Source organism: Marinobacter shunpengi (assembly GCF_045449695.1).
In the GTDB taxonomy this organism is placed as follows: Bacteria; Pseudomonadota; Gammaproteobacteria; order Pseudomonadales; family Oleiphilaceae; genus Marinobacter.
This window is the reverse complement of sequence record NZ_JBJJKZ010000005.1, coordinates 131,806-150,621: the sequence shown is the minus strand read 5'-3', so window position 1 is coordinate 150,621 and position 18,816 is coordinate 131,806. Positions and strand designations below refer to the sequence as shown.

The window sequence follows — 18,816 nt, the reverse complement described above, 5'->3', positions numbered from 1 at the left end:
GTTTTTTAATGCCTGGAGAAAAGCATGGCATCAAAGTCGCTTGGCACATTGACGCTGGACCTGGTCGCCAAGGTTGGCGGGTTCACCCAGGGCATGGACCAGGCCTCTCGGAAGTCCCAGCAGACCGCCAAGCAGATCGAGAAATATTCCAACCAGATCGGCGCGGCCCTGACGGCCGCCACCGCTGCCGGCGTCACAGGTATGGCGGCCCTGGTGACATCCACGGCCGAAGGCGCCCGGGAGATCCGCAACTTCGCCGAGCTCTCCGACGCCAGCACCCAGCAGTTCCAGCGCATTACGTATGCTGCCAGTCGGTACAACCTGGAACAGGAGAAGGTTGCCGACATTCTCAAGGACACCAACGACCGGGTTGGCGACTTCATCCAGACCGGCGGCGGCCCCATGGCCGACTTCTTCGAAAACATCGCCCCTCTCGTCGGTGTCACCGCTGACGAATTTGCCCGCCTGTCCGGTCCGGAAGCCCTCCAGCTCTACTTCGACAGCCTCCAGAAAGCCAACGTCTCCCAGAAGGATATGACCTTCTACATGGAGGCGATCGCGTCGGATGCCTCGTTGCTTATCCCACTGCTGCGTGACGGCGGCGCCGAGATGGAGCGCCTGGGTGATGAAGCAGAGCGCACCGGAAACGTCTTCTCCGATCTTGAGTTCGAGCAGCTGGAAACAATCACCAGGGGAATGGATGAGCTGACGGCCGCCGCAACGGGCATGAAGAACGAGGTTGTGCTGGCGGCCATCCCGGCAATCAATGATCTGATCGAAATACTGACCGACCCGCAGACCATTGAAGCGGCACAGGATTTGGGCGGGGCCGTTGTGACCTCTGTTAATGCCGCAGTTCAGACAATCAAGGGCGCCATCGAGGTCACACAGTTCCTCGCAGAAGAGCTGGCGGCCCTCACAGCCGGAGCTGCTGCAGACGATGTGGTTCGTTTGCAGGAGGAGCTGGAGGGATTTCGTCGAATCCTGGAGAACCCGACAGAGCGGCTAAGGTTCTTCGGTAAGGATGGCGTGGTCAAGCTCTATGACGAGGATGAAATCCGGACGGAGATAGCCAGGCTTGAGCGTCAGATCGCCGAAGCGCAGGACCGTATGGCGAACAACGCCGCCAGGTCCGCGCCGGATGTTGGGGCTATTGCGCTTCCTGAGCTTGAGGTTACGGGAGATTCGATCCCCCGCACTGGGTTCGCGGCTAGGGAGGCATCCAAGGCTGCTGCGGAGGCTGAGGAGGAAGCGGCAAAGAAGGCCGCTGAAATGATGAGGGATTATCGCGATCTTGTCCGGGACCTTCAGACCGAGGAAGAACTGCTGTCAAGCCAGCTTCGCGAACGCCTGGATCTACTGGACGCCGTGGACGAGGCCACTGAGCAGGACTATTCCCGTGTCGCCGCCGCAGCATTTCAGGACTCCCCTGATTTTTCTGGCATATCCCCCGAGATCGGCGGTCCGTTCAGCGAGTTGAACAAGATCGACGAAGAAAGGGAGCGTCTGGAGGAATGGCACCAAACCCAACTGGACATGCTTGCTCAGTACCGAGAGGACCGGGCCGACCTGGCCGAGCAATGGAATGAGCAGGAGCGCCAGATTGAGCAGGAGCACCAGGACAAGCTTCTTCAGATAGAATCCGCTCGCCAACAAGCCCAGTTGGCATCGGCAGAAAGCCTCCTTGGCAACCTTTCCGATGTAACAGCCACCTTCGCCGGCGAACAGTCGGACCTCTACAAAACCTTGTTCACGGCCCAGAAGGCGGCGGCCATTGCCCAGTCTGCCGTTGCCATCCAATCAGGCATTGCCCAGGCAGCCGCCAATCCATGGCCCGCCAACCTGGCCGCTATGGCTTCGGTAGCTGCGGCCACTGCCGGCATCATCGGTAACATCCAGTCAATCAGCCTGAACCTGGACGGCCAGGCCCACGACGGCATCATGTCCGTCCCTCAAGACGGCACCTGGAACCTGAAAAAGGGTGAGCGGGTAACCACGCAGGAAACCAGCGCCAAGCTCGATGCCACCCTGGACCGGATCGACAAGAACAGCAATGGAGGAACCGGCGGCACGACGGTTAACGTCATCGAGAACAAACAACGCGCCGGCCAGACGGAAACCACCGTCGATAGCGAGGGCCGGGAGAGTACGAACGTCTTTGTCAGTGACATCTATGGCAGAGGGCCGCGAGCGAAGGCGCTGGAGCAAGTATACGGACTCAAGAGGCAGGGCCGATGATTACAACGGATATCGACTTTCCGCCGGAGTGCGGCTGTTTCCTGAGAACCGGGTATGGCCTGGATCACGTCAGTACGTTCGTCCGCACCGAGATGGCCAGTGGCCGGGCCCGTCAACGTCGGGCCTTCCGCAGCGTGCCGTCGATGGCTCCCGCCGCCCTGCTGTTGGATCAGGCTCAGGCCCAGATATTTGAGGCCTGGTTTACCTATGACGTAGACGACGGCGCCGCCTGGTTCAACGCCACCCTGAAAAGCCCCATGGGCTATAAGCCGTATGTCTGCCGGTTCACCGAAATGTACTCCGGCCCCACCCTCACCGGTCGCAACCTCTGGCGCTTCGAGTGCCGCCTGGAGATCTACGAGCGCCCGATCCTGCCGGAACTGTGGTGGGACTACGGTCGGGAGTTTGTCGCCGGCTCCAGCATCATCGATCTGGCTATCAACCGGGAGTGGCCCGAGCCATGAGCCTGCTGGAACGAGTCTATGCCAGTGCGCCCACTGACCAGATCCTTTTGCCGACTCTGGAGATTGCGGTACCGGGCATGGACACCATCCGGATAGTGGGGGCCTTCGAGGACCTGGAGGCAACCACCGAAGATGGCGAGACTGTGACCTTCGTTGCTGGGCCCTTCGACTACCGGGAGCCGTCCAAGGATACCTCCGGCCTGCAGACGCTGGGCTTTGCCATCGCCGGGGTAACCGGGCAGGCCCAGGAGGCCGTGGACGCTGCCCTGGAGGCGGCCGCCGAGGTGCCGGTCATTTACCGGGAATACCTGCACACGGACCTGACCGCCCCTGCCAAGCGGCCCTACAAGATGACACTGCGGGGCGGCAGCTTTGAAGGTGTGATGTTCCAGGTGGAGGCCGGGTACTTTGACCTGCTGAACTACCACTGGCCGCGTCTGCGGTATACGGCGGAATTCGCCCCAGGGCTGAGATACATATGACGCTGGATGACTTGCTGGCGGTCCCTTACCGCCCGGACGGCCGCACCGCCCAGGGTGCTGACTGCTATGGCCTTACCCGCCTGGCCCGGGTGCACCTGTTCGGAAAACCCTGGATGCCGGCGCATGGCGCGGTGGAGGGCACCAACAAACGGGCCCTGACCCAGGCCGTGCAGGCGGAGGCCGTGCGTTACCACCAGGCGTCTGTTCGACCTGGCGTCATTGCCACGGCCTGGCGTGGACGACTATGTACACACATAGCCATTGTGGTGCAGGTGGACCAGCGCCCAATGATCCTGGAGACCAACGAACCTGGCGGCGCCGACCACGGCCCGAGGCTGGTCACCGTCCGCGCATTCGAGCACCGGTTTCTGAGAGTTCTCTACTATGACGATTAACGTCTACCCGAGCATTATGCCAGGTGATCCTGAGGAGGTTTACCACGACCATGGCATGACGATCGAGCAGTGGTTAATGTGGTGGGCCGGGGACTATTATCGTCCTGGCGCCCAGCAGCCCGTCAGTTGCACGGTGAACGGCCGGGTGGTGCCGCCTGCCGAATGGTCCTGTGTGACGATCCGCCAAAGAGACGTGGTGGATTTTCGGGTGACTCCCCGTGGTGATGCGTTCGGCGGCATTCTTGGTGCCGTCTTTCCTGTGTTCGCCCTCAACGTGGCGGCCTTCGATGCGCTGACCGGCCTGTTCACTCCCGGCATCCCAGGCCAAGGCGGATCAGGTCGGCAGGGCCAGCAAATCAGCCCCGCTGATGCCCGGGCCAATACCGCCCGCCTCGGTGAAGGCGTCCCGGAGCTGTTTGGTCGTTACATTCGCTATCCGGACTACCTGAACCAGCCGCGTCGGTTCTACGCAGACACCACCACCCAGGTGTTACGCCTTCTGCTGTCAGTCGGTGTTGGGTCATATGATGTAGACCCAGATACCGTCCAGATCGGCGAGACGCCGATCAGCGATCTGGACGGCGTGAGCTACCAGTTGTTCGAGCCCGGCGAAGATCTGTCCGGACTGCCCCACCACGAGAACTGGTACAACGCGCCAGAGGTTGGCTCCACCGAGTCCAGCACCGGCATACGCCTGAAAGGCGTTACCGAGTCTGGCCGAACATACGACGATGCCGGCGTATCCTCTGGCCAGACAATCAGCAGCATCGACACTGGTGAATATTGGGCCCCGGGTGTTGAGGGGGCGGTGAGGATGAGGCAGGTGGTCACCTCAACCGAGAACCCTGACCCCATGCTTAGCGATCCCATCACCGGGAACTTCCAGCACCTTGAGGTTGGCCTAACCGTGGATGTTGTGGCAGGTGTTGGCCTCAGCCTGCCGGACGGCCAGTACGTTGTTGAATCCCTGAATGCCGGTAAAACAGAGCTTACCCTGGAGACCACCGGCGGTGATCCGGTTAACGATCTGCCCGCCACCACGTCAACCATGGAAATCGACAAGGCCGGAACCCGGTACCGGATAACGTCGGTGAACAGTGGCAGCAGTATCGACGTTGAGCGCGTCCTTACAAACGGCGACCCAGATCCTGACTGGTCCGTATTGCCAACGTTGACCGACGGTTCGTCCAACTTCGACATAGCCTGGGACCCGGACACCATGGTGGGGTTTAAGGCCGGGCCCTACGCCGCATGCCCTGATGGTGAGGTGACAGACCGCTTTGAGATCGACATCTTCGCCGTTCAAGGTCTGGGGATTGTTGATGGTGAGGATATCGATCCCCGGTCACGCACCATCCGCATAGAGTGGCGGGAAATCGGTGGGACCACGTGGAACGTCCAGGACGAAGTAGTATCCGGGCAAACCCGTGACCAGCTTGGGTGGACGTTTGGAGTAGATCTTCCGTCAGCCATTCGACCGGAAGTACTTCTCGGGCGAGTGGGTGGAGAGTCCGTCGCCGTGACATCGCTGGACCGCCTCGAGTGCACCGCCCTGCGGGCACGTTTGCCCACGGTCACCAGTTACCCGGGCATCACCGTGATGGCTGTAACGATCCTGGGCACCGATGAGATAGGCAGCCAGTCGAACAATCGGATCAACCTGGAGCCTGTACGCAAACTGCCACCGGTCGCTGGCGGAACGCCGACCGCTACACGATCGATAGCGAGGGCCGCGTGCTATGTCGCCAGGTCCCTGGAATACGATGACGATCAGATCGACATCGATGAGTTTGAGAGGCTGGATGACATATGGAATGCCCGCGGTGATTACTTCGACTATGTGTTCAACGACCTGACCGCGAAGGAAGCCCTGGACACCATACTGCGGGCGGGGTTTGCCGTGGCCACCATCGACACCGGTGCGATCGTGCCTGTGCGGGAGGAGCCGCGGACTACGTTTGAGCAGGGCTACAGCCCGGAGAACATGACTGCCCCGCTCCAGCGCAATTTTACCGGACCAACCCCAGACGAGACCGACGGCGTGGAGGTGGAGTACACCAAGGCCGACACCTGGACCACCGAGACCGTGAAGTGTTTCCTGCCCGGGGACCAGGGCATCAAGCTGGACAAGGTGAAGTTGGATGGCGTGACGGACAGGACACGTGCCTGGCGAATCGGTATGCGCCGGCGCCGGGCCCAGCGTTATCGCCGTTATGAGTATTCGTTCTCCACCGAACTGGATGCCCTGAACAGTTCCTATCTGTCATACGTTCCTCTGCTGGACGATGTGCCCGGTTTCGGCGCCGTGTCCATCATGGAGTCCATAGAGCCCGACAGTGCCTACGGTGCCCGGATAACCGTCAGCGAGCCCCTGGAATGGTTTGATGGCCAGACCCATGTTGTGGCCTATCGGGACCCCGAAGGTTACACCGTGGGACCCTTCACCGCTTACCAGGGGGATAGCGCCGACGAGATCCTTGCTGACATACCGGAGCCCTGGCCAGAGATCAGCCTGAAACAGGAACCGCCCCACGTGTTCTTCGGCACCAGCGAGCGCTGGAGCTGGCCGGCCCTGATAACCGAGATCCGCCCCAGCGGCCCGCGATCGGTCTCGGTATCGGCCACCAATTACGACGACCGCGTCTACGCAGACGACGACGCAACACCCCCGGCTTAGCCAACACCCCTCAACAACTGATCGACCACGGCCCCACCGGCTGCCGTGCGATTCCTTGTGCCTGGAGTAAAAGCATGAAGTACAACACTGGCAATCCCCTGGGCTCTGCAGACCCGCGTGATCTTTACGACACCGCCACTGTCGCGGACAACCTGGTGCAGGGTGAGGAACCGGCGTACACCGACCGCCTCGGGAAAAAGCGCAAGAGCTGGGCGGGGATGGAGGCGGATTTTGATAGCGATCAGGCGCAAAGGCAGTCAGATTTTGACCAATTTCTGGTCAGCAGCGGTTACGAGCTTCTGGGCGATTACGCCGCGGGCATTGAAGTGGCCGCCTATAACCAGATCATCCGGGAGTCTGGCGAGTTCTGGCGCGCTGCGGCTAACACTGAATTGCCGTACACCACTACCGGTGCCGGCATGCCCGAAGGCGGGGCGTTTGTCTCGGTTGGTGACGCCAATCTGAGGCAGGAACTCTTCCAGCCCGGGGGTGCGTTAATGGTGAACGGCTCCGTTCATCGAGTTCCATCTCGCACTGAAATGAAAACCTATGACGTTTCCTCTGGGTATCAGTTCAGCCTTGAGGAAGGCGGGCGGTCTGGGACGTTTGTGGTTAAGACTGGCACCCCGCCCAGTGATCCAGAAGAAGGCATTAACGTCGTCCTGAATAATGGCAACTATGCCCAGCGTATTTATGACGGCATCACTCCGTCCGGGGGCATATGTGCTGACTGGTTCGGTGCAGCCGAAGGGGGCGATGCAAGTGTGGGCACTCAGGCTGCCCTTGACTATATGTACATCAGAGGGCTAGGTGGAAGATTAAGGTTCTCGGGGAACGATTATGTATTCAGCTCTGGTGTAATTGTAAAAAATGGATCTATTTTAACCGGTGATGGTTTTGGGTCAGTTGACACGACAGCTTCTCAGCCTTCTAACCCAACAACAGCTTTAATAGGTAACTTTGTTGGCACGCTTATTTTATTCGAGGCGGAAACGGATGGAGAAACAATTCATGGAGCGGGTATCGATGGGCTCACCGTAAAAGGGGAAAATACGCTAAATTATGGTGTAAGGGCTCGCTCCATCAGAGATTGTTATTTTTACTTTTGGGCTGAGCGATGCACAGTGGCCGGCTTTCGAATCACAGATGGAAACAATGCCCTTGCTGCCAATAACCATATCGAATATTACGCTTATCAGGCGGGATCAAACGAGGCTTGCATTAACAGTATTGGCCTCGATATCAGGGATGAAACCGGAAGCATCGGGACAACCAGAACTTACGCAGAATATTTGAATTGTATTGGCGGCGCTAATGGTTATGGTGTGCGCATCGGTGACCACGATGGCGGCTATTTCGCGAAAGTGGATGTCGGCGTTCAGTCCGGAGGATCTGGGTACGGCCTGTTGTTTGATGGGGACTTAGGGACTCAGCCAAGGCCGTCGAGGAAAAACCATGTCGGCTACCTTAACGGCACAGTTAAGGGGAATGTGAACTCACGAAACTCAATCGGCTACATCAACTCTGAGCCCTCTGATGTAGTGCTTGATGGAAACGCGATAATTGATTATTTCGTGTTCGACAGGAATGACGGGTCGCGCTACGAGACGTTCCGATATGCAATGTCGGATAGCTTATCCGTCAATCCTATTTCATCCGTTGTCGTCACCGGAACGCCGTCACCAGCAATCGTTGGCGGTAGCGCAGGGGCGGGCATTTCATTTGCCGATGCTCAGGACGGTAAAATAGCCATACCTTCCCCGCTGCTGAGAAAATGGTCAGAAGGCGATATCGTCTCCATTGATGCGCTAATTTATGCGGATGGCGGAACCGCCGGGCAGGACGCCGTACTTGAATCTGCCGTTATGGTGAAGCCTGAAGCGCAGGGCTTTGGAGGCGGGCTGATCAGCTCTGGCCTAATGACAGTAGACATTTCTGCCGTGGACAGCATACAGAAAGTAAGTATGACGATTAACGCACCCGTGTCCAATGACAGCGAGTGCCTTATCGTTCAGTTTTCCAGGGTCGGCACGTCAGGCAACGACACATATACTGGGAATGTAGTTCTGGCTGGCCTGTCAGTTAACTATGTATCTGATGGCCCCGTTACTGATCCGGGGCGAACTTGGGATAACCCGCCTGATCGGCAGGTGCTCCCTTAATATGCCAGTAAAACTACGCGAGTACATCATCCGCCCGCGCTCAAGGAGATGGGGCTTGGAGGTGGCGGGAATTGATGTCGCTAGCACAAAATCCAGCACAAAACTCGTGTGAGCGAGCGTAATTCAGGGGGTAAAAATGTCGTAACTGGCTGAATTTTCTACGCAGACACCCCCTGAAACACCCGCCTCACAAGTTCAAATCCTGCGATCCTGTTTCGTGGGGTTACTCCGGGGAATTTGGCGATCGGTTTTTCACATCCTGGAAGTGCCGGATCAGCCGCTGCCATGCTGCCTGCATCCTCTCGTTGCTGATATTGTTCACGTCACCGATTTGTTGAAAGGCGATGTTCTTGTTGAGCTCGCTCAGGCCTCCGTTCCATGACACTCGAATATCGCAGCCGGCCGGATAAATTCGGACCTGGGCCTCAGCATCCGGAGCGATGGCTTGTTCCATTTCTTGGAGCATGACGGCGGTGATGATCATGGGTATCCTTGGTCGGCGCGTGGTCGAAGATCATACACGCCTCGGGAGATCACTGTGGGCATTTTGCGGACACACGATGAGCATCAATGCGCAGCTATAGGGATATGTGGGCGAGGGCGTCCGGCTTTGGTCTAATAAAAACAGTTGCTTATAAGGGCTGGCAGCACTCATAATGCTGGGGTCGGCGGTTCGACTCCGCCCCTTGCTACCAGTATTCGAAAAGCCCGGCTCGCAAGAGTCGGGCTTTTTTAATGCCCGATAGATGGAGTGGAACCGAGGCAGGCGGGTCGACCGGAGCAACGCGACGACGGCCCAAAAGGTGAAGGCCGCCAGGCCTGAATGCTGCGCCCCTTGCTACCGGCACCGAAAAGCCCGGACGGACATGTCGACAGCAAGACTAACCCCGCTTTCACTACTCTTTGCGGTCTATCCCGCCTCCCTGCTTGCCAGTGGCGCACCTTGCGGATGATTGGTAAGCTGACGACCTGTGGTGTTATGGAGCAGTCGTCAGGACATCTGCCCCGCTCTATCACTGTCGCACTTCCCTAAGGGAAAAGACTGGGCTAGGAGGCTCACATGGAAAGGATTCACGAGCTGCAACGGCAGCCAGACGGAAGCTGGGCTTTGGTCAGAGCCTGCAACCAACACGCTATCAGCCCTACCCTCCCAAGAAACATTACGGCAGATATCAACAAGTATCGCCCCTTCGACGATCACAATGAACAGGTCATGAGGCCAACGAACCAACTTGGCTGGAAACTGCCTGAATTCACCCTGAAAGCCGGACAAGTACATGCATGGCATGGGGATAAACGTGTTATCTACGAGATTTCCTGCGATTCAGTAATCTTCCTCAGAGTGTCCCCTGGCAGAGCAGATAACTACAATTTTTTCATCCAGGACCTCAATAGTTTTGCCTATGACATAACCAACGGAGAGTTGGCTTATCAGGTTTCGAAAAAAACGTCACTGATTAAGACAATAGTGAAGTACGAGATGTACTTCATAATGGGAGTCATCTCGGCGGCCAGCATACCGGCGTTGATCATGGTGGTTGGTTCAGACGTTCTGGTTTCCAGTGCGCAGGCCAGATCGAAAATGAGCTCATCGAAGGAACTGGCGGAAACGATTCTTAGTGAACGAGAACGCATCAAAGAACTCGCGCCGACTTTGCATGAGAAGCTTGAACAATTCGTTACTTCGCAGCTGCAAGTTGATAGTGAAAGGCTAGTGGCCAATACCCTGGATCGTGTCGCCAGTGACGAAAAAACCAGGGGTCAGCTCGCGGGAGCCCTTGCCGGCAAGGCAACGGTATCTCCCAGGCCATTTACCGCCTGGAGTGCGATATTTACCATACTCTGTACTGGCTTTATCAAATCAGCCATCAACCTTCCCGAGGGCTACCTCGAAGCCGTCAAAAGCAAGCATAAGCCCCTTGTCGATGAGATCCAGAAAATAGACTGGTCCAACCCAGGAGCGGCGGCGGGTGTCGCCACGCAGTTCCTGGAAATGTTTCGGGATTCCGGCGTAACGGTCAGTTCAACAGAGGCCATGACCATCGTCCGTGAAGTCAGGAGCAATCCCGAATCGCTGAAAGATAGTTTTGAGAAGATCGTCAGGTCCTTCATCGACTTTAATCGTGAGATCTCAGGCGATCAGTCATGAAGAGAGGAACTTACAGAACACCGTTTACTCTCTGTCTGGCGTTTTCCTTCACGATGCTCTCCGCATGTGGCTCAGAAGATCAGCTGACGACCGATGCGGATACCCTATGCGATGCCTTCGACCCTACGTACTTGAGAAATGAGTATGAGGGCATGTGGCTTTCGGACGTCGAGAAGGCCATCTACGAGAACCTTGAAGAAGACCTGGAGACGGACGAGGTCAAAACGGTAATCGCGGGCCGGACTACCATTGGCAATTACGCTGACGTCTACCCCTATATCAAGGAAGGGATCGAAGATGTCACCAGCGCACCGTGGAACTGCCAGGATATGGCCTCCTTCTACGAGATCGATTTCGTTCCCGCAAGTGACCCAGGCCAGGCACAGGCCAATTTCCTTGAAATACGACAGGTGGAGGGGTTTACCTTCCTGATTGATGACGTAGAGGTCGATTTTTCCGAGACCCAGCGCGCTGCGGCGGTCATCAGGGATAATTTTGGAGAACCGGAAACCGTGACTATCCAGCTGTCCGGTGAAAGCGTGGCCGAGATGCCGAAGGTCCTTGAAGTGATGACCGAGATCGGTGTGCAGAATGTTAAGACGGTGACGCCCGCAGGTTAACTCCGCCCATTCCAGGCGCATTTGATCGCTTCGCCAGAGATTCAAGGAACCTAGACCGCAAGATCAACTGGATTAAGGCGAATCTCCTGCAGTTTCAGCCAATTCAGGTCTTTGATGCGTTCTGCTAGTTGGTCGTTTATCATGGTCATTGGTCAAAAACGTCTATAAACGGGCACAAAAGATCATATTTACTCATTCATAATGAATGAGTATTTGAATTTACCTATGATTCGAGAACGTTTGATTAGTCTTTTTAACCGTCAGAGAACGACCGTCTGGTTTGAGGAAAGGACCGGCATCAAGCGGTATCGTTGGCAGAACATCAAAAGTGAGCACAGTAGGCTCGGCGCAGAAGAAATTGAAGCTGTGGTAAAACTGTTCCCCGAGTACAGCCTTTGGCTAGTCAGCGGGGAAATAGCGCCAGAGGTAGGACAAACCAGTCCTGAATATGATGAAGTGAAATCAAAGTTAAACAGTCACGCCGAGGGATAGCAATCACAAATGCAGCAATTAAAATATGGCTCCAATAAAGGCGCAGAACTAAATATAAATAAATAAACAACTATACAAATATATGGCAGCAAACACAGAGAATCGGGCAAATTATTTTGACCACTTCATCGAAGACTGCAAGACCAAACCAGAAGATGAAGTTGTTCAAAGACATTTAATTGACGGGGAAAGTTATTTCTTTAGAGCTCACTTCGACATAAATGAAGAATTCCACTTCAAGCGAGATATTGCAAAAAGCTTGAACGTACACATTAGAGATATTGTACTTGTGGGCTCAGGTAAATTGGGGTTCAGCATTAAACCAGATCGTCCTGGATCAAGCCTTTACCTCTTCAAAAAATTCGACCATGACTTTAATGAAGATAATAGCAAACCAAAATCAGATTTAGATGTAGCCATAGTATCAGGACGGCTTTTTGATGATCAATTAGTAAGCCTATACGACCATACCGACTGTTACCTACAATCTGCAATTGATCCTAGAGACCGAAATCAGATAGCAAAGTATGTATTAAAAGGATGGATAGTTCCAAAACTACTCCCAGATGGTTATGAGATCTCCCCTGAAATTGAGAAAACCAAAAGAGAACTAGAGAGAAAATATAGACGAGAAGTAAATATAGGTATATACAAATCCTGGTATTTCTTCGAGAAATATCATAGAAACAATATTTTCAACCTATCTCTAAACTTAATGGCATAAACATGAAAGATTTACTCGAAAGCATACCTTCAACAAACGTCAAGATAATAGAAATATATAACAAAATTGAGTCCAAGTCCTTAATACTTTCACCTGATTTTCAAAGAAAACTTGTCTGGAAAAAGCAGCATAAATTTCATTTCATAGAAACAATATTGAAAAACTATCCTTTCCCCGAGGTCTACATCGCAAGCTCGGAGATGGATGTCACAACAATAAAATCATGTGAAGTTGTTGTAGATGGACAGCAGCGTCTCTCAACGATCGTGGATTACATAAAATCCCAAGGTGACTTCAAAAACCAGAACAAAATAAAGGCATTTTCCTCACTAAACACTGACGAAAAGAAGATGTTTCTAAATTATTTTATATCCGTGAGAGACCTCAAAAATATGGATATTGAAATAATAAAAGACATCTTTAAGAGAATAAACAACACAGAGTACTCACTAAACGCCATTGAAAAAATAAACGCGCAATATGGAGATAGCGAGTTTATAATGTACTGCAAACAGTTGGTGGATGCTGATTATCAACCTAGCATTGAAGACACCGACACAACCATTAACAGCAGAGAAAGAAATTTCATCTTACAATTCTTTAGCGAAAGCGAGATTTTCTCTGATTACGACGTCAAAAGAATGAACGACCTGCAGTTCGTCATGACACTTGTTTCCACACTAATTGAATCAGAGTACTTTATAAGGAACAGCAAAGTTACGGATTACATAGAAAAATACAACAGTAGCTTTGAGCCACAAGAGCAGATAACAAACGCTATAACAAGAGCCATAAGAATATATAGCTCCCTTGAGCTCGATAAAACCAGCTACTGGCTCACAAAATCAAACGCCTTTACATTATTGGTTGAATTTTCAAAATATGAATTAGAGCAGATTGATATTGAAAGACTGCAGAGATTTCTACTTGAGATAGAGAATAATAATAGAAAGTATTTTGCAAATATCGAGATAGAATCAATACCATCTGATCAAGTGAAATATTTCGGATTCGCAAAAGAAGCAGTTAATGCAAGAGGCGCCAGAATATATAGAGGCGACTTCATCTCCAATATCATCGATGACTGCATAACAGAAATTGATCAATAAACTAGTAATAAAACGAGTAAATCGCGTCGTCGTCGAACGCTTGACCACTTGGCCACCAGACAGTCTTTTATAGTCCGTCTTTGTTACTTGGAGAGGTGTTAACGCTCTGTTTTGGAGGCTTATTGATCGAAATCGACCGGTATACATGGCTCTCATAATGCTTGGGTCGGCGGTTCGACTCCGCCCCTTGCTACCAGTATTCGAAAAGCCCGGCTCGCAAGAGTCGGGCTTTTTAATACCTGGCTGGCCGAAGTTGAACCGATGAAGTCGGTTTGACCAGAGCGATCCCACCTCTCGATTTGTAACCAATCCCAACATGCGCTAAAAATAGTCGTACCTGCGGGCCGCGATCTATCGGCCCCGGCAGCAACATCGTTAACCCTTCAGAAGCAATCAAGGATGATGCCATGAATGTCTGGATACCCTGTGGAGCTTTGGCTGTTACCGCCCTTCTCATCACCTCTCAGGCAACCGCACAGATCTATCAGTGGACCGACGAGGATGGAAACGTCCACTTCAGCGATGAAGTCCCGGCCCATCTGAGGGACAAGGCTGACTCCGTGGAACTCTCTGGCACGGCCCCGAGCCAGGCCGACAGGGAAGCAGCGGAAGCGATAGCAGACAGTATCCATGAAGCCGCTGAGAGCACCGCTGAGGGCAACAGAAGCCGCGAGGCGGAGCCTACGGAATCCCAGGAAGAACGGCTAACCTCAAACACCACCGGTAAGCTTAAGCTGCCACCCCTACCCCCTCTGCCGGAAAACGCCACGCCGGCCGAGCGGGAGGCCCGGTATGAGCAGGCCATGGAACGCTATCAAAGATCCCACGACTGTTTCGCGCCCTATAAAAACGCAAACGGCAGCACAAAGGCCGAGGCCTTTGATGTGTGCCCGGTCGTTCCTCGTCCCAGGGAATCTGATTACTAGACGGCAATCGCTCGACCGGTGAGGGAAAGGTCTGATCGGGCCCTCTTCAGGTCCGGCCTCCGCCAGCATGCCGCTCCAACTCCTCCCTGAGCAACCGGGTATTACGGATATTGGCCTTGTAGAACACATCAAACGCATCCCCCAGCAGCGGAACGCTACCGACCACCGCGTCGATCGCGATGTTCTTGATCATATGGGCCTTCACCCTTCGGCTGGCGCCCATGCGGTGGGCTTCCGTGAGGACATAGCTGGAGAGCACGAGACCGGCGGCGTCGCCTATCACCGGGATCAGCCCGATCACGGCCTCTACCCCAACGTCGATACGGGTAAACGGGATACGGACGGCGCTGTCCATGACCGTGCTGAAACGCTCCAGCCGCCTCAGGGCAGCCTCGCGCTGCTTGTTAGTGATCTGGCTGTCGTCTTGTGAGGTCATGGTTCTCCTAGATGGCCTGCCTTGTCCGATGGTGCCCGGATATCATGGTCCATTTCTGGATTATGGCCAGGAAGGAACGACTGTTTCCAGCCCGACTGTCCATAGTCGATTGTTTTGCTAGGCTATAGCGGAGCTTTTCGGATTCTCCGTAACTCCAGCCTGGCCTGCATTGGTAGATGACGAGCAGGCCCCGGGCCACTACAACAGGACTCAACCACTATGACACTTCACCTGGAACTCGCGCCCCTGATCAGTCTCGCCGCCGGCATTGGTATCCTGATCTTCCCTCGCCTGCTGAACTACATCGTGGCGGGGTACCTGATTATCTTTGGTGTGCTTGGGTTGCTCGGTCATGTCTGAGCGGTTGTTTTTTGCCCGATCAGGCCGCCATTCTGTTGCTGATCTAAGGAGTAAGGGCTAAGTCTCCTATTATGCTCTCAGGCGCCCGGCGGGCGCTCCCCCTCTCCCCGACCCATTATTCGGGCCTTTGGCCCTCACCCTTCGGGCCAGCCTGCGGCTGTTCTGCGCTTCGCTGGTCCCTCGTTGGGGAGAGGGAGTATATGGCTGGTTGATCGGAATTGGCCTGCCTATCGAATACTTACAGAATTTCCAGTCACATTCAGGTGCGCTTTATGAATGAGGATATCCATTTCTACGAACCGGCCAACGGGCACGGCCTGGCCCATGATCCCTTCAATGCCCTGGTGGCGCCACGTCCCATCGGGTGGATCTCGTCCCGGGACGGTAACGGCGTGCTGAACCTCGCCCCCTACAGTTTCTTCAATGCCTTCAACTATCACCCGCCCATTGTTGGCTTTTCCAGTATCGGCTATAAGGATTCGGTGCGGAATGCCGAGGCCACTGGCGAGTTCTGCTGGAATCTGGTCACCCGCTCCCTCAGTGAGGCCATGAACGAAACCTGTGCCCAGGTGGGGCCGGAGGTGGATGAGTTCACCCTGGGCGGCCTGACACCCAAGCCCTCCCGGGTGATTTCCGTGCCCCATGTGGCGGAGAGTCCGGTGGCGCTGGAGTGCCGTACGTCCCAGGTACTCCAGCTTGCCGGTGCCGATGGGCGGAAGGCGGACACCTGGATGGTATTCGGCGAAGTGGTTGGCGTGCATATCGCCCGGCACCTGATCCGCGATGGCATCTATGATACCGCCGCAGCGGAGCCGGTGCTTCGCGGTGGCGGGCCGGCGGACTACTTTACCGTGGGTGCCGCCCAGAAGTTCCAGATGCACCGCCCCAAGCCACCCCAGTCTTGAGCAGATACCCGGAAAAGCCACCATCGCGCCTTGACCAAACCTGAACACGCCCCTCCCTGTGCCCGAGGAATCGGGCGCCCGGCCTCGCCATTCAAGGACCTGCAAACCTGAACCATCCCGCCGGCGCCCGTTGCTAACATAGCTTCTCGCCCATTGTTTAAGAGAGCTTGCGACCATGACTTCCCAAACCCAATCAGAAACCATGACCTTTCAGCGGTTGCTCACCCACAAGGAGCAACTGCATGAGAGCCGAATCGAGGACGGTCAAATGGAGGCGGAGTTAAGCGAGGGTGAAGCCATCATCAGACTTGAGCGCTTTGGCCTGACAACGAACAACATTACCTATGCGGCTTTCGGGGATGCCATGGAGTACTGGAAGTTCTTCCCCACCGGCCAGGATGACTGGGGGCACATGCCCGTATGGGGTATTGGCCGCGTCATCGCCTCGACAACCGATGGCGTCCGGGTGGGAGACCGGTACTTTGGATACTATCCGATGGCCACGCACCTGAAGCTCGTCATCGACAAGGTCACCCCGCGGGGCTTTGTCGAGGTATCAGACCATCGCCAGGGTCTGCCGGCAGCGTACAACTACTACACCAACTGTGGTGGCACCGATACCAGCGCTCCGGAAAGCGATTACCGGATTCTGCTGCGCCCGCTGTTCCTCACCTCGTACATGCTTTCAGATTACCTGATGGACAACGGCTTTTTCGGCGCCCGCCAGATCGTCATTTCCAGCGCCTCCAGCAAAACGGCGTTCGGCTCGGCGTTCTGCATCCAGGGGAATACCGATGCCCGGATCATCGGACTGACCTCGGACAGAAACCGGGCCTTTGTCGAAAGACTGGATTGCTACCCGTCAGTCGCTACCTATGATGAACTGTCGTCGATCGATGCCGACAGCCCCACTCTTTACATCGATTTCTCGGGCGACAGTCACTTGAGAGAGCATATTCACCAGCACTTTGGCAGCAACCTGGTGCACGATTGTTATGCAGGATCGTCATCCAACCTGGAATTCAATTATGAAAGTATTGACGACACCAATCACAAGACCCGTTTCTTCTTCGCCGCACCTCACTACCGCAAGCGGGTCAGGGAGCTGGGTGGACGTGCCGTACTGACGGCCATGGACGCCAGGCAGGCGGAGTTCATCCAGGCCCTGAGCAATCCGGACGCCCCCTGGGTGAGCCTGTGCTTCAGCGACGGTCTGGAAGAGGCCGCGCAGGTTATCGGGCGTTTATGCCACAACAGGGTGGGGCCCGATGAGGGTCATTCGTGGTCCTGCCCTGATCGGTGGGGGCTCCGATCAGGCTCAGGCACATGTCATACGTTGAGTCCAGCCAGTCGCCGAGCTCCCGGGCTTCCACCTGGGCCAGCAGGCGATAGCGTCGGGCCCCCCATACCATGGTGAACAGGGTTCGAATGACTTCAGGGGCGGGCGGGCTGGCCAGGTCAGGCCAGCCAGACACAATCTCAATCCAGGTATCCGACAGCCTTTCGAAGGCCCGGCGGTGATGTGTCTCCAGGGCTATCTGCCCTTCCTGCAGAAGCATGGCGCGATCCAGGTAAGGGGCTTCCGGGTCAGCCCCCGCCGTTACCCTCACAACGTCAAACAATCGCTCCGTCCAGGCTGCATCGCGCTGCTGCTGATCCCTGGTCCTGAGCCGTTCAATATCCCACTCTATACAGTGCCGGACATACCCCGACAGTAGCGCCGTAGTGTTTGGGAAGTACTCGTAAATGGTGCCTACCGCAAAGCCCGTTTCCTCTGCAATCGCCCGTGTGGTGACCGCCTGGGGCCCCTGCCTGCACCAGATCCTCACAAAGCCATCATAGATAACCTGAACCGTGAACCTGGCCCGGTCCTGTCGCGGACGTTTTCGGGGAAGATGTACAACCGGTTTTTTCTGCAAGCTGTTCTATCCCCCACGTTAAAGGCGATTGATGGGCTTTTGCCATTTGCTTCAAACCTTAGCCCCACCCTCAACAGGATCCAAGTTCTTTGAAACATTTTCGGCTCCACGAGCCTCTCATGCCGGCCTCCGGCTATGTCTCAAGGTCCGATCGGGACCAGGAATGACAGGGATAACCCCCTGGCCGATATCGTGGTTCCTTCTGATGGATGACAGGTAGCCTGCTCAGTATACTTGGACAAACTATGCAGTCATTGGGGACGACCCCACCCATACCGGGACCTGAACGCGGGACGACCCGTTTTCTGATTTTTCCCAACCATGAGAACCACCAGAGACAGAATCCGCCAGGCCGTTTCCTTCGAGGTGATCGGCCTGCTGCTATCCGTACCCCTGGCCGCTGCGGCCTTCGGCTTTGATACCGGTAAGACTGGTGTACTGGGCGTGATTGGCGCCACCATGGCGACCGTCTGGAACTATCTGTTCAACCTGATGTTCGACCACGGACTGAAGCGATGGACGGGGTCCACCCATAAGTCCCTGGGCATGCGCTTCCTCCATGCCATCAGTTTCGAGCTGGGGCTGATGCTGGCCTTCCTGCCCATCATCGCCTGGTGGATGGATATTGGCCTGCTGGAGGCACTGATCGTTGATGTCGCCTTCGTGCTCTTCTACCTGGTCTATGCCTTTGTCTTTACCTGGGCCTACGACACGATCTTCCCGGACCGGGAGCCGGCCACCGGCTGACGCTGATGGGG

The 18,816-nt window shown here is 55.3% G+C and carries 17 protein-coding genes, 1 tRNA gene and 1 pseudogene; 16 read left to right on the top strand and 3 right to left on the bottom strand.

All coding sequences use genetic code 11. The features are described 5' to 3' along the window. Positions 1–24 precede the first annotated feature (24 nt). From ACJO2E_RS02385 to ACJO2E_RS02360, 6 genes are all read left to right on the top strand, one after another. Positions 25–2,238 (top strand): coiled-coil domain-containing protein, encoded by a 2,214-nt coding sequence (locus ACJO2E_RS02385; RefSeq protein ID WP_406961482.1) that lies wholly within the window; start codon positions 25–27, stop codon positions 2,236–2,238. After that, positions 2,235–2,702: a hypothetical protein gene (locus ACJO2E_RS02380; RefSeq protein ID WP_406961480.1), complete on the top strand. Its 468-nt coding sequence runs from the start codon at positions 2,235–2,237 to the stop codon at positions 2,700–2,702. Before ACJO2E_RS02385 ends, ACJO2E_RS02380 begins: the two co-directional genes overlap by 4 nt. Beyond that, on the top strand, positions 2,699–3,184 hold the full coding sequence (locus ACJO2E_RS02375; RefSeq protein ID WP_406961478.1) for a DUF1833 family protein: 486 nt from the start codon (positions 2,699–2,701) through the stop codon (positions 3,182–3,184). The genes ACJO2E_RS02380 and ACJO2E_RS02375 overlap by 4 nt, the downstream gene beginning before the upstream one ends. After that, the gene (locus ACJO2E_RS02370; RefSeq protein ID WP_406961476.1) at positions 3,181–3,579 is read left to right on the top strand and encodes a hypothetical protein; all 399 of its coding nucleotides are present in this window, start codon (positions 3,181–3,183) and stop codon (positions 3,577–3,579) included. The genes ACJO2E_RS02375 and ACJO2E_RS02370 overlap by 4 nt, the downstream gene beginning before the upstream one ends. Continuing rightward, on the top strand, positions 3,569–6,256 hold the full coding sequence (locus ACJO2E_RS02365) for a host specificity factor TipJ family phage tail protein (RefSeq protein WP_406961474.1): 2,688 nt from the start codon (positions 3,569–3,571) through the stop codon (positions 6,254–6,256). Before ACJO2E_RS02370 ends, ACJO2E_RS02365 begins: the two co-directional genes overlap by 11 nt. A gap of 74 nt (positions 6,257–6,330) precedes the next feature. Further along, positions 6,331–8,418, top strand: coding sequence for a hypothetical protein (locus ACJO2E_RS02360; protein ID WP_406961472.1), 2,088 nt, complete (start codon positions 6,331–6,333; stop codon positions 8,416–8,418). 223 nt (positions 8,419–8,641) lie between these two features. Here ACJO2E_RS02360 and ACJO2E_RS02355 read toward each other — a convergent pair whose 3' ends face one another. After that, positions 8,642–8,902 carry a hypothetical protein gene (locus tag ACJO2E_RS02355; RefSeq protein ID WP_406961470.1) on the bottom strand — a complete coding sequence of 87 codons (261 nt, stop codon included), beginning with the start codon at positions 8,900–8,902 and terminating at the stop codon, positions 8,642–8,644. A gap of 109 nt (positions 8,903–9,011) precedes the next feature. Between ACJO2E_RS02355 and ACJO2E_RS02350 the strand changes: the two genes are divergently transcribed. The 6 genes from ACJO2E_RS02350 (at position 9,012) to ACJO2E_RS02325 (ending at position 14,438) form a co-directional block, all read left to right on the top strand. Further along, a tRNA-Met gene (locus tag ACJO2E_RS02350) sits at positions 9,012–9,113 on the top strand. Positions 9,114–9,478: 365 nt separating this feature from the next. Continuing rightward, complete coding sequence (locus ACJO2E_RS02345; RefSeq protein WP_406961468.1) at positions 9,479–10,567, top strand: hypothetical protein; 1,089 nt, start codon at positions 9,479–9,481, stop codon at positions 10,565–10,567. After that, entirely contained in the window at positions 10,564–11,187 is a 624-nt protein-coding gene (locus tag ACJO2E_RS02340) for a hypothetical protein (RefSeq protein ID WP_406961466.1), read from the top strand. Before ACJO2E_RS02345 ends, ACJO2E_RS02340 begins: the two co-directional genes overlap by 4 nt. A 574-nt stretch (positions 11,188–11,761) precedes the next feature. Beyond that, positions 11,762–12,403 (top strand): hypothetical protein, encoded by a 642-nt coding sequence (locus ACJO2E_RS02335; protein WP_406961464.1) that lies wholly within the window; start codon positions 11,762–11,764, stop codon positions 12,401–12,403. Between the two features lie 2 nt (positions 12,404–12,405). Further along, positions 12,406–13,512: a GmrSD restriction endonuclease domain-containing protein gene (locus ACJO2E_RS02330; RefSeq protein ID WP_406961462.1), complete on the top strand. Its 1,107-nt coding sequence runs from the start codon at positions 12,406–12,408 to the stop codon at positions 13,510–13,512. Positions 13,513–13,919: 407 nt separating this feature from the next. Beyond that, a complete protein-coding gene (locus tag ACJO2E_RS02325) occupies positions 13,920–14,438 on the top strand; it encodes a DUF4124 domain-containing protein (protein WP_406961460.1) in 519 nt (172 codons plus the stop codon). Between the two features lie 46 nt (positions 14,439–14,484). Here the strand turns inward: ACJO2E_RS02325 and ACJO2E_RS02320 are convergent, their stop codons facing one another. Further along, entirely contained in the window at positions 14,485–14,874 is a 390-nt protein-coding gene (locus ACJO2E_RS02320; protein WP_406961458.1) for a DUF4112 domain-containing protein, read from the bottom strand. 219 nt (positions 14,875–15,093) lie between these two features. Here ACJO2E_RS02320 and ACJO2E_RS02315 point away from each other — a divergent pair, with 219 nt between their 5' ends. The 3 genes from ACJO2E_RS02315 to ACJO2E_RS02305 all read left to right on the top strand — a co-directional run bounded on the left by ACJO2E_RS02315 (position 15,094) and on the right by ACJO2E_RS02305 (position 17,556). Continuing rightward, positions 15,094–15,234, top strand: a complete 141-nt coding sequence (locus tag ACJO2E_RS02315; protein WP_406961456.1) for a DUF3096 domain-containing protein — start codon at positions 15,094–15,096, stop codon at positions 15,232–15,234. A gap of 272 nt (positions 15,235–15,506) precedes the next feature. Then, the gene (locus tag ACJO2E_RS02310; RefSeq protein WP_406961454.1) at positions 15,507–16,139 is read left to right on the top strand and encodes a flavin reductase family protein; all 633 of its coding nucleotides are present in this window, start codon (positions 15,507–15,509) and stop codon (positions 16,137–16,139) included. A gap of 175 nt (positions 16,140–16,314) precedes the next feature. Beyond that, on the top strand, positions 16,315–17,556 hold the full coding sequence (locus ACJO2E_RS02305) for a DUF2855 family protein (RefSeq protein WP_406961452.1): 1,242 nt from the start codon (positions 16,315–16,317) through the stop codon (positions 17,554–17,556). Between the two features lie 307 nt (positions 17,557–17,863). Here the strand turns inward: ACJO2E_RS02305 and ACJO2E_RS02300 are convergent. Further along, positions 17,864–17,968 (bottom strand): annotated as a pseudogene (locus tag ACJO2E_RS02300) (helix-turn-helix domain-containing protein); the annotation flags it as partial. A gap of 411 nt (positions 17,969–18,379) precedes the next feature. Here ACJO2E_RS02300 and ACJO2E_RS02295 point away from each other — a divergent pair. Next, entirely contained in the window at positions 18,380–18,805 is a 426-nt protein-coding gene (locus tag ACJO2E_RS02295; RefSeq protein WP_406961450.1) for a PACE efflux transporter, read from the top strand. The last annotated feature ends 11 nt before the right edge of the window (positions 18,806–18,816 follow it).

What these genes read in the sequence shown, in the direction of transcription:
- ACJO2E_RS02385 (WP_406961482.1), top strand. Translation starts at nt 25, where the DNA reads ATGGCATCAAAGTCGCTTGGCACATTGACGCTGGACCTGGTCGCCAAG.
- ACJO2E_RS02380 (WP_406961480.1), top strand. Translation starts at nt 2,235, where the DNA reads ATGATTACAACGGATATCGACTTTCCGCCGGAGTGCGGCTGTTTCCTG.
- ACJO2E_RS02375 (WP_406961478.1), top strand. Translation starts at nt 2,699, where the DNA reads ATGAGCCTGCTGGAACGAGTCTATGCCAGTGCGCCCACTGACCAGATC.
- ACJO2E_RS02370 (WP_406961476.1), top strand. Translation starts at nt 3,181, where the DNA reads ATGACGCTGGATGACTTGCTGGCGGTCCCTTACCGCCCGGACGGCCGC.
- ACJO2E_RS02365 (WP_406961474.1), top strand. Translation starts at nt 3,569, where the DNA reads ATGACGATTAACGTCTACCCGAGCATTATGCCAGGTGATCCTGAGGAG.
- ACJO2E_RS02360 (WP_406961472.1), top strand. Translation starts at nt 6,331, where the DNA reads ATGAAGTACAACACTGGCAATCCCCTGGGCTCTGCAGACCCGCGTGAT.
- ACJO2E_RS02355 (WP_406961470.1), bottom strand. Translation starts at nt 8,902, where the DNA reads ATGATCATCACCGCCGTCATGCTCCAAGAAATGGAACAAGCCATCGCT.
- ACJO2E_RS02345 (WP_406961468.1), top strand. Translation starts at nt 9,479, where the DNA reads ATGGAAAGGATTCACGAGCTGCAACGGCAGCCAGACGGAAGCTGGGCT.
- ACJO2E_RS02340 (WP_406961466.1), top strand. Translation starts at nt 10,564, where the DNA reads ATGAAGAGAGGAACTTACAGAACACCGTTTACTCTCTGTCTGGCGTTT.
- ACJO2E_RS02335 (WP_406961464.1), top strand. Translation starts at nt 11,762, where the DNA reads ATGGCAGCAAACACAGAGAATCGGGCAAATTATTTTGACCACTTCATC.
- ACJO2E_RS02330 (WP_406961462.1), top strand. Translation starts at nt 12,406, where the DNA reads ATGAAAGATTTACTCGAAAGCATACCTTCAACAAACGTCAAGATAATA.
- ACJO2E_RS02325 (WP_406961460.1), top strand. Translation starts at nt 13,920, where the DNA reads ATGAATGTCTGGATACCCTGTGGAGCTTTGGCTGTTACCGCCCTTCTC.
- ACJO2E_RS02320 (WP_406961458.1), bottom strand. Translation starts at nt 14,874, where the DNA reads ATGACCTCACAAGACGACAGCCAGATCACTAACAAGCAGCGCGAGGCT.
- ACJO2E_RS02315 (WP_406961456.1), top strand. Translation starts at nt 15,094, where the DNA reads ATGACACTTCACCTGGAACTCGCGCCCCTGATCAGTCTCGCCGCCGGC.
- ACJO2E_RS02310 (WP_406961454.1), top strand. Translation starts at nt 15,507, where the DNA reads ATGAATGAGGATATCCATTTCTACGAACCGGCCAACGGGCACGGCCTG.
- ACJO2E_RS02305 (WP_406961452.1), top strand. Translation starts at nt 16,315, where the DNA reads ATGACTTCCCAAACCCAATCAGAAACCATGACCTTTCAGCGGTTGCTC.
- ACJO2E_RS02295 (WP_406961450.1), top strand. Translation starts at nt 18,380, where the DNA reads ATGAGAACCACCAGAGACAGAATCCGCCAGGCCGTTTCCTTCGAGGTG.